This window comes from Nonomuraea cavernae, from assembly GCF_040655715.1.
GTDB classification, from domain to species: Bacteria; Actinomycetota; Actinomycetes; order Streptosporangiales; family Streptosporangiaceae; genus Nonomuraea; species Nonomuraea cavernae_A.
In genome coordinates, this window is the sequence record NZ_JBFAKL010000011.1 from 123,481 (window position 1) to 138,198 (window position 14,718).

General features: G+C 71.0%; 13 protein-coding genes, 1 tRNA gene and 1 other RNA gene. 11 read left to right on the forward strand and 4 right to left on the reverse strand.

Annotated features, from left to right (window positions below; translation table 11 throughout):
* Positions 1 to 232 precede the first annotated feature (232 nt).
* Positions 233 to 320, reverse strand: a tRNA-Ser gene (locus AB0I38_RS18460).
* 83 nt (positions 321 to 403) lie between these two features.
* On the opposite strand from AB0I38_RS18460, the gene ffs reads away from it, so the two are divergent.
* Together ffs and AB0I38_RS18470 are read left to right on the forward strand one after the other, a co-directional pair.
* Positions 404 to 499: signal recognition particle sRNA small type (ffs, locus tag AB0I38_RS18465), an RNA gene on the forward strand.
* Between the two features lie 32 nt (positions 500 to 531).
* Positions 532 to 2,991 (forward strand): DNA polymerase III subunit gamma and tau, encoded by a 2,460-nt coding sequence (locus AB0I38_RS18470; RefSeq protein WP_358468842.1) that lies wholly within the window; start codon positions 532 to 534, stop codon positions 2,989 to 2,991.
* Between the two features lie 204 nt (positions 2,992 to 3,195).
* Here AB0I38_RS18470 and AB0I38_RS18475 read toward each other — a convergent pair whose 3' ends face one another.
* Positions 3,196 to 4,623 (reverse strand): helix-turn-helix domain-containing protein, encoded by a 1,428-nt coding sequence (locus tag AB0I38_RS18475; RefSeq protein WP_358468845.1) that lies wholly within the window; start codon positions 4,621 to 4,623, stop codon positions 3,196 to 3,198.
* A 327-nt stretch (positions 4,624 to 4,950) separates the two neighbouring features.
* On the opposite strand from AB0I38_RS18475, the gene AB0I38_RS18480 reads away from it, so the two are divergent.
* From AB0I38_RS18480 to AB0I38_RS18500, 5 genes are all read left to right on the forward strand, one after another.
* Positions 4,951 to 5,301, forward strand: a complete 351-nt coding sequence (locus AB0I38_RS18480) for a YbaB/EbfC family nucleoid-associated protein (protein ID WP_189122348.1) — start codon at positions 4,951 to 4,953, stop codon at positions 5,299 to 5,301.
* Between the two features lie 2 nt (positions 5,302 to 5,303).
* On the forward strand, positions 5,304 to 5,903 hold the full coding sequence (gene recR, locus AB0I38_RS18485) for a recombination mediator RecR (protein ID WP_357680580.1): 600 nt from the start codon (positions 5,304 to 5,306) through the stop codon (positions 5,901 to 5,903).
* Positions 5,896 to 6,426 (forward strand): DUF5063 domain-containing protein, encoded by a 531-nt coding sequence (locus AB0I38_RS18490; RefSeq protein ID WP_358468848.1) that lies wholly within the window; start codon positions 5,896 to 5,898, stop codon positions 6,424 to 6,426. The genes recR and AB0I38_RS18490 overlap by 8 nt, the downstream gene beginning before the upstream one ends.
* 84 nt (positions 6,427 to 6,510) lie before the next feature.
* A complete protein-coding gene (locus AB0I38_RS18495) occupies positions 6,511 to 7,785 on the forward strand; it encodes an aspartate kinase (protein WP_358468851.1) in 1,275 nt (424 codons plus the stop codon).
* Entirely contained in the window at positions 7,782 to 8,840 is a 1,059-nt protein-coding gene (locus tag AB0I38_RS18500) for an aspartate-semialdehyde dehydrogenase (protein WP_358468854.1), read from the forward strand. Before AB0I38_RS18495 ends, AB0I38_RS18500 begins: the two co-directional genes overlap by 4 nt.
* Before the next feature lie 57 nt (positions 8,841 to 8,897).
* Here the strand turns inward: AB0I38_RS18500 and AB0I38_RS18505 are convergent, their stop codons facing one another.
* Complete coding sequence (locus AB0I38_RS18505) at positions 8,898 to 9,665, reverse strand: hypothetical protein (protein ID WP_358468856.1); 768 nt, start codon at positions 9,663 to 9,665, stop codon at positions 8,898 to 8,900.
* Between the two features lie 173 nt (positions 9,666 to 9,838).
* Between AB0I38_RS18505 and AB0I38_RS18510 the strand changes: the two genes are divergently transcribed.
* The 4 genes from AB0I38_RS18510 to AB0I38_RS18525 all read left to right on the forward strand — a co-directional run bounded on the left by AB0I38_RS18510 (position 9,839) and on the right by AB0I38_RS18525 (position 13,523).
* A complete protein-coding gene (locus AB0I38_RS18510) occupies positions 9,839 to 10,507 on the forward strand; it encodes a TetR/AcrR family transcriptional regulator (protein ID WP_358468859.1) in 669 nt (222 codons plus the stop codon).
* A gap of 81 nt (positions 10,508 to 10,588) precedes the next feature.
* A complete protein-coding gene (locus tag AB0I38_RS18515) occupies positions 10,589 to 11,548 on the forward strand; it encodes an LLM class F420-dependent oxidoreductase (protein ID WP_358468862.1) in 960 nt (319 codons plus the stop codon).
* A gap of 11 nt (positions 11,549 to 11,559) precedes the next feature.
* Positions 11,560 to 12,978, forward strand: a complete 1,419-nt coding sequence (locus AB0I38_RS18520; RefSeq protein WP_358468865.1) for an amidase — start codon at positions 11,560 to 11,562, stop codon at positions 12,976 to 12,978.
* A 200-nt stretch (positions 12,979 to 13,178) separates the two neighbouring features.
* Entirely contained in the window at positions 13,179 to 13,523 is a 345-nt protein-coding gene (locus AB0I38_RS18525) for a YkvA family protein (RefSeq protein ID WP_358468868.1), read from the forward strand.
* Here the strand turns inward: AB0I38_RS18525 and AB0I38_RS18530 are convergent.
* Entirely contained in the window at positions 13,520 to 14,713 is a 1,194-nt protein-coding gene (locus AB0I38_RS18530; RefSeq protein ID WP_358468871.1) for an amidohydrolase family protein, read from the reverse strand. The genes AB0I38_RS18525 and AB0I38_RS18530 overlap by 4 nt on opposite strands.
* Positions 14,714 to 14,718: the final 5 nt, after the last annotated feature.

Consider the following 14,718-nt stretch of genomic DNA (forward strand, 5'->3'; position numbering starts at 1 on the left):
TCAGGCGCGTACGCGATCTCCGTGTCGCATCCGGAGGCTCGGGGCCGGGGGCTCATCGAGCCGGGGAACCGCGCGGTGCCGCGATGCGGGAGCCGTCGGAATTCACGGCCGGGCAGCGATCCACCGCATCGTCGGCCGCGACGGGATGGGGGCGCCGGGCGCCAGTAGGTCACTGACATCAGCAGGCAAGCCAGAAGGGGTGTGCCGCTGAATCGGCACACCCCTTCTGAGCTGGCGGAGGATAGGAGATTTGAACTCCTGAAGGGTTGCCCCTTACACGCTTTCCAAGCGTGCGCCCTCGGCCACTAGGCGAATCCTCCGTCGCCGAGTTTACCGGACTCCTCAGGTTGTGGTGACCACGATTTCACTGGAGCGAGCACTGCGACATCCCGCTAGACTGTCCACGGACCCCTCGCGCGGCGTCATCCTGTGAACCTCCCCAGGGCCGGAAGGCAGCAAGGATAAGCGGGCTCTGGCGGGTGTGCGAGGGGTTCTCTTCGTTAGAAGCCCCCTCGCAGGCGGGATGGTCGCATGAGTCTTGCGCTTTACCGCAAGTACCGACCCGGGACGTTCGCCGAGGTCAAGGGTCAGGAGCACGTCACAGATCCGCTGCGGCAGGCATTGCGGACCGGCCGGGTCAACCACGCCTACCTGTTCAGCGGCCCGCGCGGCTGCGGCAAGACGTCCAGCGCCCGCATCCTGGCCCGCTCGCTCAACTGCGAGAAGGGCCCGACCCCCGACCCCTGCGGCGTCTGTGAGTCGTGCGTCGCGCTCGCCCCCACGGGGCCCGGCCACCTCGACGTCATCGAGATCGACGCGGCCTCCCACGGTGGTGTCGACGACGCGCGTGAACTGCGCGAGCGGGCCTTCTTCGCGCCCGTCTCCGCGCGCTACAAGATCTACATCATCGACGAGGCGCACATGGTGACCCGAGAGGGTTTCAACGCGCTGCTCAAGCTCGTCGAGGAGCCTCCGCCCCACCTGAAGTTCATCTTCGCGACGACCGAGCCCGAAAAGGTCATCGGCACCATCAAGTCGCGCACCCACCACTACCCGTTCCGGCTGATGCCGCCCGCGACGCTCCGGGCGCTGCTGGAGGAGATCCTCTCCTCCGAGAGCGTCCCTTACGAGCCCACGGCCCTGCCCCTGGTCGTCCGCGCGGGCGCCGGGTCCGCGCGTGACTCGCTGTCCATCCTCGACCAGCTGCTGGCCGGGGCCGACGACGCCGGCATCACCTACGCCAAGGCCGTCTCGCTGCTCGGCTACACCGACGGCGACCTGCTCGACGAGGTCGTCAACGCGTTCGCCGTTCGTGACGGGGCGCGGGTCTTCCACACCGTCAACCGGGTGATCGAGGGGGGCCACGACCCTCGCCGGTTCGCCGCCGACCTGCTCGAACGCTTCCGCGACCTGGTCATCCTGGCCAACGTTCCCGAGGCGGCCTCCAGCGGGCTGCTGGACCGGCCCGCCGACGAGCTGGAGCGCCTCGTGGCGCAGGCCGCGTCGATGGGGCCGGCCGAGCTGACCCGGGCCGCCGAGCTCTTCAACACCGGTCTCACGGAGATGCGTGGCGCCACCTCGCCCCGGCTGCTGCTCGAGCTCATGTGCGCGCGCGTCCTGCTTCCGGCCGCCGCGCAGGGCGAGGCGGCGCTCCTCGCCCGTCTCGAACGTCTCGAACGCGGCGGCGCCGTCGCCGCCATGGCCGCTCGCACCGGCCCCGCCACATCCGTCGCGCCCGTGCCACAGCCGGGAGTCGCCGGCGCCCAGATGGCCGAGCTCCGGCAGGCGGCCGCCTCAGTCGGGCCGGTGGTGCAGGGCGCGCCCGGCCACGATCTCGCTAGCGGTTCCGCGAGCGGTCACGCTGGGAGTGGCCAGGCCGCAGGGGGCCAGGATGTGGCCGGTCAGGCGGGTGACGTCGCGGCCGATCACGCCCGCGATGCCGCAGGCGGCGTGCCGACTTCGTCGGGTGGCCAGGCCGCCGACGACGGATGGCCGGAGCCGGCTCGTCCAGGAGCCCCGTCCGGCACCGCGCCGCACGCCGCGAACACCTCGGGATCCGGTACGAGGCCCGCCGCACAGGCCGGCGGGCCCGGCCCGGCTTCGCCGCCCGCCGCCGCGCAGGGCGGGGCCGGAGCGGGTGGTGCCGGGGCGCTCCAGCAGCAGTGGCCCGCGGTGCTGGCCGCGCTCAAGCAGCGCAGCATCGTGGTCTGGGCCAATGTGAGCACCAACGCCCAGGTGGTCGGCGTCGAGGGCAACCTGGTCACGCTCGGTTTCGCCCAGGTCGGCGCGATGAAGAACTTCACCGGTGGCGGCAAGGACGCCGTGGTGGCCGCCGCGCTCGGCGACGTGCTGGGCGGCACCTGGCGAGTCGAGGCGGTCGTGGGCGGATCGCCCGCGCCCCAGGCCAACCGAGGGCCGCAGTCGGGTCCGCCCTCCGGCCCGGCACGTCAGCAGGCCGCGCCGCAGCCGCAGACGCACACGCCTTCGGCTCCACAACACCAGTCCGGCGGCCGTACGAGCTCGCATGGCTCGTCATCGGGGCAGCTCGGCGCCCAGGAGGCGAGCCAGCCGCCTGGCCCGGCCGGGCACGCCGCGCCGGCAGGCGGTGGACCGGCGGCCGGCACGGCCGTCATCTCCGCGACCCCAGGCCGGCAGGCGACGGACGAGTCCTGGCCGGACGCCCCGGACGACCCAGGTCCAGGCTCGCCGCCGGCGCCCGATCCCACGCGCGCGAGCGTTGCCGCGACCGGTGCGGGCCTGGCCGCGGCCAGGTCGGCGGCCAAGGCGGCGGCTCAGGCGGGGCCTCGCTCTCCTCGGCAGACGGGCACGACGGCCTGGCCGGACGCCGTCCCCAACCGCCGCAAGGGGCCCGAGTCGGACGACGTCGACCCGCTCAACGACGCCGACGCCGACGTGGACGAGCTTTCGGGCATGGCGCTCCTGCAACGCGAGCTGGGCGCCCAGCTGATCGGCGAAATCGATCACACCTGATCGGTCAGGTGCCGCTGTGGTGGCGGCCAGTGGTCAAGGGGGAGAGGGTGAGATCCCTCACACCTGTGGAGGCATGGTCCAGTGCGCTGTGATGCGAGGTGGATCCGGCCGGCCTGTTCCGGCAGGCTCGGTGTGTGCGGGGTCAGTCGGCGGCGAGGCGGGCGTGGGCGGGGTCAGTCGGCGGTGAGGCGGGCGTGTGCGGGGTCAGTCGGCGGTGAGGCGGGCGTGGGCGGCGGCGGCGCGGTGGTCGGTGGGGGGTAAGGAGCCGGCGAGGCGTTCGAGGATCTCGATGTCCTCGCGCCCGTTGGTCGTCTGGGCGTAGGCCCACAGGTCGCCGGGTGAGCCGCTGAGCAGCAGACGGCTGCGCACCTGTACTTCGAGCTCGTCGCGTTGGCGGCGGATCTCGGGTGACTCCGAGCGGGGCAGCAGGGGGCCGGTGTAGGTGCGGGACAGGGCGGCTGGGGCGTTGGCCGCGAGGAGCTGCCGCACCTGCAGGAAGTCGCCCTCTACCGGCGAGGTGAGCTGGTAGGGCTTGGCGGTGATGTGACCGCCCAACTGGCCGCGGAGCCGGTGGATCTCGGCCCTGATGGTGACCGGGTTGCCCTCGTCGCCGTACAGGTGGAAGGAGAGCTGCTCGGCGGTGAGGCCGCGGGGGTGGAGCGCCAGGAGGGCGAGGATCTCGGCGTGCCGGAGGGAGAGCGGCAGGCGGCGCTCGCCGATGGCGGCGGTGTGCCGGCCGTCGCCGAGGAAGCTCAGGGTGAGCGTGGGCGCGGCCGGCGGCGCGCCCTGGACGAGGTAGCCGTCGGCGAACGGCTCCAGCGCGGCCACGCGGCCGTCGCGGAGCAGGAGGCGCTCGCCGGGGGCGGGGAGCTGGACGCGTTCGCCGAGGAGGCCCGCCGGGTCGCCGGCGATGACGCGGCCGGTGGCCGACAGCAGGATGCCTGGACGCCCGCGCAGGGCGTCGAAGCGGTGGCGCAGGCGGGCGTCGCGTTCGTGCATGCGCAGGGCGAGCTGGGCCTCGGCGAGCCTGGCCGCGGCGCCGACCAGGGCCACGGTGGCGGGATGCAGGCTGGGCGCGGTGCCGCTGACGTCGACGCAGCCGAGCAGCGCGCCCGTGTCGGGGTCGACGATCAGGGCGGCGCTGCACGACCAGACGTGCAGCATGCGCAAGACGTGCTCTTCGGAGTAGACGTGCACCGACCGGCGAGTGGCCAGGGCGGTGCCGATGCCGTTGGTGCCCATGCGGCCCTCGGCCCACTGGTGGCCGGCGGCCAGCCCCACCCGGTCGGCGAGGCGCATGACACCGCGGTCGCCGTCGCGCCAGAGGACCCTGCCCTCGCTGTCGGTGACCGCCACGACGTGCTCGGAGACCTCGGCCGTGGCGGTGAGCGTCTGGGCGAGCAGGGGGAGCAGGGGACGCAGCGGGTGGGAGGCGCGTACGTCGGCGAGGTCGGCGGAGTCGTAGACGAGGGGAGCCGGGCCGCCGTCGGGGTCGACCCCCGCGTCGATGGAGCGTCGCCAGGACGCGCTGATCAACTGGCGGAGGCCGGCCGGTGGGAGCTCGCCCGACACCGCCCTTTCGTACGCATGGCGCAGGCTGTCGGGATAGGCGTCGAGATCGGCGTAACTCATCGGCCACTCCAAGTAGTCAACCCCGCATGGCGAGCATCAGCGCTGGAGGTGTGTCGGCGCAACCCTTTCGAGGAATCGCGCAGGGTGATCGGGTCATCGCAACGTGTGTGCAACGTCACGACTTCTACGGTCTTAGCTCAAGCGTCGGCATGGGCGCGGCCGCTCCGGTCGGCGTGATGGCCGGGTCCTGGACACTGGAGGGGGGCCGGGACCCGGCCGAACAATGATCAGAGGTCGAAACACCTGCATGCCGCCAGTACATGACGACGCCCAAACACCGTAGGCTCGTGACAGTCAAGAACGCGGAGCCACGAGGAGCGCACGACGGTGAACCCAGGGGATGTCAACCTGCAGCAGCTGCTGGAGCAGGCCCAGCTCATGCAGCAGCAGCTTGTGAGCGCCCAGCAGGAGCTCAACGACGCGCAGATCGAGGGCTCGGCCGGCGGCGGCCTGGTCACGGCCGTCGTCAACGGTTCGGGCGAGCTGCTCGAACTCAAGATCGACCCGAGTGTGGTCGACGCCGCCGACCCGCAGGACACGGCCGACACGATCGCCGACCTGGTGATCGCGGCCGTGCGCGACGCGGTGCGCGCGGCGGCCGATCTGCAGCAGGAGAAGCTCGGTCCGCTGGCCCAGGGGCTGGGCGGCGGCGGCCTCGGTCAGCTGCCAGGGTTCTAGGCATGTACGAGGGCGTCGTCCAGAACCTGATCGACGAGCTGGGGCTGCTGCCCGGCGTCGGTCCCAAGAGCGCGCAGCGGATCGCGTTCCATCTGCTGGCGGCCGATCCGGTCGACGTCAAGCGGCTGGCGCACGCTCTGCTGGAGGTCAAGGAGAAGGTCCGGTTCTGCCGGGTGTGCGGCAACGTGGCCTCCGAGGAGGAGTGCCGCATCTGCCGCGACCAGCGCCGCGACACGCACGTGATCTGTGTGGTGGAGGAGCCGAAGGACGTCGTCGCGATCGAGAAGACGCGCGAGTTCCGCGGCACCTACCACGTGCTCGGCGGCGCGATCAGCCCCATCGACGGCATCGGGCCCGACGACCTGCGCATTCGCGAGCTCATGACGCGGCTGGCCGACGGCCGCATCACCGAGCTCATCCTCGCCACCGATCCCAACCTCGAGGGCGAGGCGACGGCGACCTACCTTGCCCGTCTGGTCAAGCCGATGGGTGTGAAAGTGACACGACTGGCCAGCGGTCTGCCTGTGGGCGGTGACCTCGAGTACGCCGACGAGGTGACCTTGGGCCGCGCGTTCGAAGGACGGAGGCTGCTGGATGTCTGACCAGTGGAGTGCGCTCGCCGAAGAGATCGCCGGGCACGCGCAGAACTACGTGGACGGCCTGACCAGGGTCGCCGGCGGTGAGGGCGGCGACGCCATCTGGTCGTTGCTGCTGGTCGAGGTGGCGCAGATGAGCCTCGCGGGCGCCAAGCTGGGCGCCAACGAGGACGTCATCCTCTCCGGCAACTACGAGCCGCCGCTGAGCGAGGACCCTGACATCGACGGGGTGCGCACGGCGCTGGCCGAGTTGCTGGAGGCGGTCGACGACTACGCCGAGGTGTTCGACCCGTACAAGGACACGGGCGTCACCCCCTACCGGCTGTCCGACGACCTGACCGCGGTCGCGGCCGACCTCATCCACGGGCTGCGCCACTATCAGGCGGGCCGGCCGCACGAGGCGCTGTGGTGGTGGCAATACTCCTACTTCAATACCTGGGGCAACCACGCGGGCGCGGCCATGCGCGCGCTGCAGGCCCTCGCCGCGCACTCGCGCCTCGACGTGGCGGAGGAGACCACCTCAGTTTGATCATCCACATAGTGATATAGCCCAGCGGCGCCATGAAACGCCCCCGGTAGACTGGCATCTCACAGTCCTAACCGGGAGACTCTCGTGGCGCTCGTTGTGCAAAAGTACGGTGGTTCGTCCGTCGCCGACGCGTCCTGCATCAAGCGGGTCGCGCAGCGGATCGTCGCGACGAAAAAAGCCGGCAACGATGTCACGGTGATCGTGTCGGCCATGGGCGACACGACCGACGAGCTGCTCGATCTGGCCGAGCAGGTGTCGCCGCTGCCTCCGGGCCGCGAGCTCGACATGCTGCTGACCTCCGGCGAGCGGATCTCGATGGCCCTGCTGGCGATGGCGATCGCCAACCTGGGCTACGAGGCGCGGTCGTTCACCGGCTCGCAGGCCGGTGTGATCACCAATTCCACGCACGGCAAGGCGCGCATCATCGACGTGACGCCGAGCCGCATCCGCGAGGCGCTCGACCGTGGCCACATCGCGATCGTGGCCGGGTTCCAGGGCGTCTCGCAGGACACCAAGGACATAACGACGCTCGGCCGGGGTGGCTCCGACACCACGGCGGTGGCGCTGGCGGCGGCTCTCGACGCCGACGTCTGCGAGATCTACACCGACGTCGACGGCATCTTCACCGCGGACCCCCGCATCGTGCCCACGGCCCGCAAGATCCCCAAGGTCTCTTATGACGAGATGATGGAGATGGCGGCCTGCGGGGCGAAGATCCTGCACCTGCGCTGCGTCGAGTACGCTCGCCGGTTCGCCCTGCCGATCCACGTACGCAGCTCGTTCAGCACCAAGGAAGGCACATGGGTCGTCTCCGACCCTTACACCGAAGGAACCGAGATGGAGCAGCCGATCATCTCCGGCGTCGCGCACGACCGGAGCGAGGCCAAGATCACCGTGGTCGGGGTCCCCGACAAGGTCGGAGAGGCTGCCGCGATCTTCAAAACCCTGGCCGGCGCCGAGATCAACATCGACATGATCGTGCAGAACGTCTCGGCCGCGGCGACGGGCCGCACCGACATCTCGTTCACGCTGCCCACGGCCGACAGTTCGACCGCGCTGACGGCGCTGAAGCGGATGCAGGGTGAGATCGCGTTCGAGTCGCTGCTCTTCGACGACCAGATCGGCAAGGTGTCGCTGATCGGCGCGGGCATGCGCTCCCACCCGGGCGTCACGGCGACGTTCTTCGCGGCCCTGGCCGACGCCGGGGTCAACATCGAGATGATCTCCACCTCGGAGATCCGCATCTCGGTGATCGTCGATCAGGATGATGTCGACGTGGCCGTGGCGGCCGCCCACCGAGCGTTCGAGCTCGACGCAGACCAGGTCGAAGCCGTGGTGTATGGAGGCAGTGGACGATGAGCAGGCCCAATCTCGCCCTGATCGGGGCCACCGGTGCCGTGGGCACCGTCATGCGTGACCTGGTGTCCACCCGCGACGACATCTGGGGCGAGGTCCGTCTCGTCGCCTCGGCGCGATCCGCGGGCAAGGTGCTGCGGGTGCGCGGTGAGGACGTCGTCGTCCAGGCGCTCACGCCCGAGGTCTTCGACGGCATCGACATCGCCATCTTCGACGTGCCCGACGAGGTGTCGGCCGTGTGGGTGCCGATCGCGGCCGAGCGCGGCGCCATCGCGATCGACAAGTCCGGCACGTTCCGCATGGAGCCCGACGTGCCGCTGGTCGTGCCCGAGGTCAACCCGCTCGACGCGCGCGACCGGCCGCGCAACATCATCTCCACGCCCAACTGCACGACGCTGTCGATGATGGCGGCCATGGGGGCGCTGCACGCCGAGTACGTCCTCAAGGAGCTCGTCGTCGCCTCCTACCAGGCGGTGTCGGGCGCCGGCGTGGCGGGTTCGGCCAGGCTGTACGACGAGGTCGAGGCGCTGGCCGGTGACCGGGCGATCGGTCAGGCGGCCGGTGACGTACGCAAGGCGCTGGCCAACAAGCTGCCCGAGGAGTCGCCGTTCCCCGCGCCCATCGCGTTCAACGTGGTGCCGTGGGCCGGCTCCTACAAGGACGGCGGCTGGGCGTCGGAGGAGCTGAAGCTCCGCAACGAGTCGCGCAAGATCCTCGGCATCCCCGACCTCAAGGTCTCCGCGACCTGTGTCCGGGTGCCGGTGATCACCACGCACTCGCTGGCCGTGCACGCCCGGTTCGAGCGTGAGATCACGGTCGCCGACGCGCACCGGATCCTCGAGGCGGCGCCGACCGTGGTGCTCATGGACGACCCGGCCAACGGCGTCTGGCCGACGCCGATCGACGTGGTGGGCACCGACCCGACCTACGTGGGCCGGGTCCGGCAGGCGGTCGACTTCCCCAACACGCTCGACCTGTTCGTGTGTGGTGACAACCTCCGCAAGGGGGCCGCGCTCAACGCGGCGGAGATCGCCGAGCTGGTCGCCGGCGAGCTGTAGGACACTTCCGCGCGACGGCGCCGTGCCCGGCCATCAGGGTACGGCGCCGTCACGCTGTCACCGGAACATGATGTCCCAGTGGTCCGACTCGTTGGCGAAGATCGTGCCCGAGGCGGAGCGGTAGAGAGTCGATCCGTCGCCGCGGTGACCCACCATCTGATGGGTGCGGCCGATGTGACGGTTGATGCACTCGTTCTTTGAGATGTCCAGCTTGTAGCCCTGGCCGTGGCTGTAGCGCCCAGGCGCGTGGCCGACCTCGGTGCCGCCGGTGACCATGATGGGGCAGCCGCTCTCGCGCTTGAGCTGGATGACCCGGGCGATCGTGTTCGTACGGACGGAGGCCAGGGAGGTGCACGTGCGCACCTGCTGGTTGGTGCAGCCGCCCGTCGACTTGTAGCGCAGCCCGGCGCTCTTCAGGTAGCCCGCGGCGAGGTTGTGCGACAGGTACGTCATCGCGTGCCGCGGCCTCGCGCGGCTCAGGTTCAGCTTCGGAAGTCCTTTCTGGTCGCCGTCGGTCATGGACCGCAGGGCGGCCAAGCCGATCTTCTCGCTCGCCTCGCCGAGCACGCCGGCCGTCTCGCCGGTCTCCCCGGTCACGATCTCCCCGGGCTGGCCGGCCAGACCGGCCAGCACGACGGTCTGGCCGGACGTCGGCGGGTACCAGCGGGCGACCTCGATCGGTCCCTCCAGCCGGTACGTCCGAGTGATGATCGATGGCGCTCGCCGTGGCCCCTCGTCGGGGGGCCTGGGAGCGGCGGAGGCTGCTGAAGCCAGCGCGATTATGGAGATCTCAATGCCGAGGAGCGCGCCTACCAGGAGGCGCACAGTTCCACGTATCCACATGTCGATGCCTTTTCGCGGAAATAGCCCTTCCGCCTGAAACATCAATCCCATGCTTCACACCAGCTGACCCCTGTCGCACACGGATTTTTGCCGTGTGTCGGCGATCACCGTGCGGCTCCATGACCTAATCGGCATCACGCCGTAAAGTGACGAAGGTGTCCGAAGCCCGAAGCAGAGGAGCGGAGAGCACCCGAGAGGTCATCGTCGAGACGGCCTTGCGACTGTTCCGGGAGCGCGGCTTCGACGCGACGACGATGCGTGCGATCGCGGCCGAGGCCGGTGTGTCCGTGGGGAACGCCTACTACTACTTCGAGAGCAAGGAGGCGTTGATCCAGGCGTACTACGACCGTGCCCAGACCGAGCACGAGGCGGCCTGCCGCGTGCTGCTCGCCACGACGCCGTCCTTCGCGGCCAGGCTGACCGGCGTGCTGCGCGAGTGGGTACGCGTGTCCGAGCCGTACCACGAGTTCGCGGTGAAGTTCTTCAAGCACGCGGCCGAGCCCACCAACCCGCTGAGCCCGTTCAGCGCCCAGTCGTCGCCGGCCCGCGAGGCGTCGATCGCGATCTACCGGCAGGTCGTCGAGGGCTCGCGCGACTCCATGAACACCGAGTTGCGCGAGGAACTGCCCGAGCTGCTCTGGCTGCTCTCGATGGGCATGGTGCTGTTCTGGGTGCACGACACCTCTCCCGGCTGCGAGCGCACCCACCGGCTGATCGACGCCACGGTGCCGCTCGTGGACCGGCTCGTCGGACTGTCACACCTGCCGGGGCTGCGGGGGATCACGAAGGACTTCATCGCGGTGGTGCACGAGTTGCGCGCCTGACCTGACCGGAGCTTCCGGGGCAGAGACGACATACCATCCGGTTGGTATGGTCGCGGTACTGTCGCTCGGCTGGAGGTCTCGATGACACAGAACTGGGGCATGACGATCCCCTTCTTCGACCGTTCGCTGGCGAAGTCGCGGGAGCTGATCGCGGAGCTGCCCGCGCTCGGCTACACCGACGCCTGGTCGGCCGAGGTCAACGGGGTCGACGGCTTCGTGCCGCTGGCCATGGCCGCCGAATGGGCCCAGGGGATCAGGCTGGGCAGCGCGATCGTCCCCGTCTCCACGCGCGGGCCGGGCCTGCTGGCCATGTCCGCCGCCACGCTCGCCGACCTGGCGCCCGGACGCTTCGTGCTGGGCATCGGCTCGTCCTCTCCCGCGATCGTCGAGCGCTGGAACGCCGGCACCTTCGCCAAGCCCTACGCGCGTACCCGCGACACCCTGCGCTTCCTCAGGAAGGCGCTGGCCGGCGAGAAGGTGTCCGAGACGTACGAGACGTTCGAGATCAAGGGCTTCAAGCTGGAGCGGGCGCCGAAGGTGGCGCCCAAGATCGTGCTGGCCGCGCTCCGGCCGCGCATGCTGCGCCTGGCCGCGGAGGAGGCCGACGGCGCGATCACCAACTGGCTCTCGCCCCAGGATGTGCGCCAGGTGCGGGCCGAGATCGGGCCGGACACCGAGCTGATCGCCCGGCTGTTCGTGTGCGTCAGCGAGGACACCGCCAAGGTACGCGAACAGGCCCGCTGGATGCTCGCCAGCTACCTCACCGTGCCCGTCTACGCGGCCTTCCACGACTGGCTGGGCCGGGGCGAGGTGCTGCGGCCGATGCACGAGGCCTGGGCGGCGGGCGATCGCCAGGCCGCGCTGAAGGCCATCCCCGACGAGGTGGTCGACGCGCTGGTGGTGCACGGCGACGCCGCGACGTGCCGGGCCCGGATCCAGGAGTACGTCGACAACGGCCTCGACACCCCCGTCCTCGCCCCCATCCCCGGCGGCGAGGTGTCCATCACCCAGGCCGTACGCGATCTGGCCCCCAAGGCCTGAACGGAGGACCCATGGACGACGTGCTGAGGCTGGACGCGATCGGGCAGGCGCGGGCCGTCCGCGACGGTCAGGTGTCGGCGCGGGAGCTGGTCGAGGCGGCGATCGCCAGGATCGAGGCGCGCGACGGTGAGCTCAACGCCGTCGTCCACCCACGGTTCGAGCGGGCGCTGGCCGAGGTCGACGACATCCCCGCCGGCGCGCCGTTTCGCGGGGTGCCGATCCTGCTCAAGGATCTCGGCTGGCGGCAGGCCGGGGAGCCCTACAGCGCGGGCTCGCGGGTGCTCGACGGCGTCCCGGTCGAGGAGAACGGCTACGGCACGGTCAGGCTGCGGGCCGCCGGGTTCGTGGTGCTGGGCCGTACGAACACGCCTGAGTTCGGCAGCACGATCACCACCGAGCCGGTCGCCTTCGGGCCCACGCGCAATCCGTACGATCCCGCGTATTCGGCGGGCGGATCGAGCGGCGGGTCGGCGGCGGCGGTCGCGGCCGGGATGACGGCGATCGCCACGGCCAGCGACGGCGGCGGCTCGATCCGCATCCCCGCCTCGCTCTGCGGCCTGGTGGGGCTCAAACCCACCCGCGGGCGCGTCAGCTTCGGCCCCCTGGGCGGCGAAGGGTGGAGCGGCTTCTCCTGCCCGGGATTCGTGACCCGGACCGTCCGCGACACGGCGGCGGCGCTCGATCTGGTCTCCGGCTACGTGAACGGCGACCCGTACGACGCCCCACGGCTGCCGGGGCCGCTCGCCGAGGAGGTCGGCGCGGACCCGGGACGGCTGCGCGTCGGGTTCGTGAGCAGCCACCCGAGGGGCGACGTGCCGGACGTGCCCGAGGTCACCGAGGCGGTCACCCGTGCCGCCGGGTTGCTGGAGACGCTCGGCCACGACGTGTCGCCCGGCTGCCCCGAGGCGCTCGGCGAGGCCGGCTTCCCCAGCCACTTCGGCGCGATCGTGGCGAACAACCTGGCGGCGGAGATGGAGAACATCGGCGTCCGGCGCGGCCGGCCCGTACGGATGGACGAACTGGAGCCGCGCAACGCCGCGATGGTCGGCGCGGCGGGCCACCACAGCGCGGCCGAGCACATCCTGGCACTCCAGTGGATCGACGGGTTCCGCAGGCGGATGGCGGCGTGGTGGGACTCGGGCTACGACCTGTTGCTGGCGCCGTCGCTGGGGGTGGCGCCGTTCGCGCTCGGCTGGATCCCGCCCGACGACCTCAGCGTCGCCCTGGGCCGCACCGCGCACGCCGTGGGCTACACCTCGCCGGTCAACGCGACCGGCCAGCCGGCGATCTCGCTGCCGCTGCACACCACGCGGGCGGGGCTGCCGGTGGGTGTCCAACTGGTGGCGGCCGCGGGCCGGGAGGACCTGCTGGTGCGCGTGGCGGCGCAGATCGAGCAGGCCGCGCCGTTCACGCACGGCGCCGTGCGCTGAGGACCGGCGCGGGGCACGGCCTCGCGGCCGGGAGGCATCGCGCGGCCTCGTGGTCGGGAGGCATCGCACGGCCTCGCGGTCGGGAGGCATCGCGCGGCCTCGCGGTCGGGAGGCAACGCACGGCGTCGTGCGCTGACGGTGGGAACCATGCGGCCCCCGCGACGCGTTATGTCGTGAGAAGTCAGGGTAGGAGGGACGTCATGATGGCGAAGGCGGCACGGGCGGCGGCGGCTTGGCGGGCCTACCGAGACGTGACCAAGCCCGGCACACCGGGCGTGATGGCGCGGGTGCGGGCGATCCCGCGGATGGTCGGCGCGGTGATGCGCGGGAAGTACACCGGACTGGGCAAGAGCAAGCTGGCCCTGATGGGCCTCGGCGTGGTCTACATCCTCTCGCCGATCGACGTCATCCCCGACTTCCTGGTGCTGGTCGGGGTCGCCGACGACTTCGGTGTCTTCCTCTGGCTCTTCGGCTCGCTGCTCGGTGAGAGCGGTCGCTACATCGACCACGAGCGCGATGTCGTCCAGGGCAGGATCGAGAACTAGATCTCCTCCATCCGCAGCCAGGCGCGCGACGGCAGCGGGTGGCCGAACAGGCGTGCCGCGTTGCCGTAGGCGACCCTGGCGACGTCGGCGGGCGGCAGGGCGCCGAGGTTGTGGGTCACCGCGTGTTGCGTGTCGGGCCAGGTGGAGTCGGAGTGCGGATAGCCGCTCTCCTGGAGCACGTGGTCGAGCCCGACGGCCAGCCGCACTCCTGACAGGGCGTGGTCGTCGAGAGTGCCGAAGTAGAAGTTACGGCGCAGCACCTCGCTGGGCTTGAGCCCGCCCTCCCACGTCACCTCGCCCACGGGATGGTCGAGCGCGTAGTCGGCCCGCTCGGCCAGCATCGGCAGCCACGCGACGCCGCCCTCGACGATGAGGATCCGCAGCGCCGGGAAGCGCAGCGGCAGCCCCGACCAGAGCCAGTCGGCGCAGGCGAACATGGCGGCGGTGGGCATCAGCGTGGTGATCGCCTCGATGGGCGTGTCAGGGGAGGGCACGGGCGACCAGCTCGACTCGCCGGTGTGCAGGGCCACGACCGTGCCCGTCTCCTCGCAGGCGGCGAAGAACGGGTCCCAGTGGCCGCTGTGGATCGACGGCAGCCGCAGCCGCGTCGGGAACTCGGGGAACACCACGGCCTTGAACCCACGGGCCGCGTTGGCGCGGATCTCCTTGGCGGCGATGTCGGGATCGGGCAGCCACGGCAGTTGCAGGCCGATGATGCGCTCGGGATAGGTGCCGGCCCAGACGTCGATGTGCCAGTCGTTCCACGCCTTGACCAGGGCCAGGCCCAGCTCCTGGTCGCGGGTGCGGGCGAACGGCATGCCGGCCTGCCCGGCCAGCATGCCCGGAAAGCAGAGCGCGGCCCAGATGCCCGCGAGGTCCATGTCGGCGATGCGGGCCTCGATGTCGTGGCAGCCGGGACGCATGCTGTCGAAGCGGACCGGATCGAGGGTCCACTGCTCGCGCGGCAGACCGGCGCCCACGTCGAGACCGGCGCACGGATAGGTGGCGCCTCCGTATCGCCAGGCCTGGTGACCGGCCTCCGTCTCCACGACCTTGGGCGCGACATCGGCGTATTTCTCCGCGAGCCGGCCCTCGAAGAGGTCAGGGGGCTCGATCAGGTGATCGTCGGCGGAGATGATCACATAGTCGCGCCGCCTCGGATCCGGATCGGGGAGCAGCGGCGTAGTCACGCAGG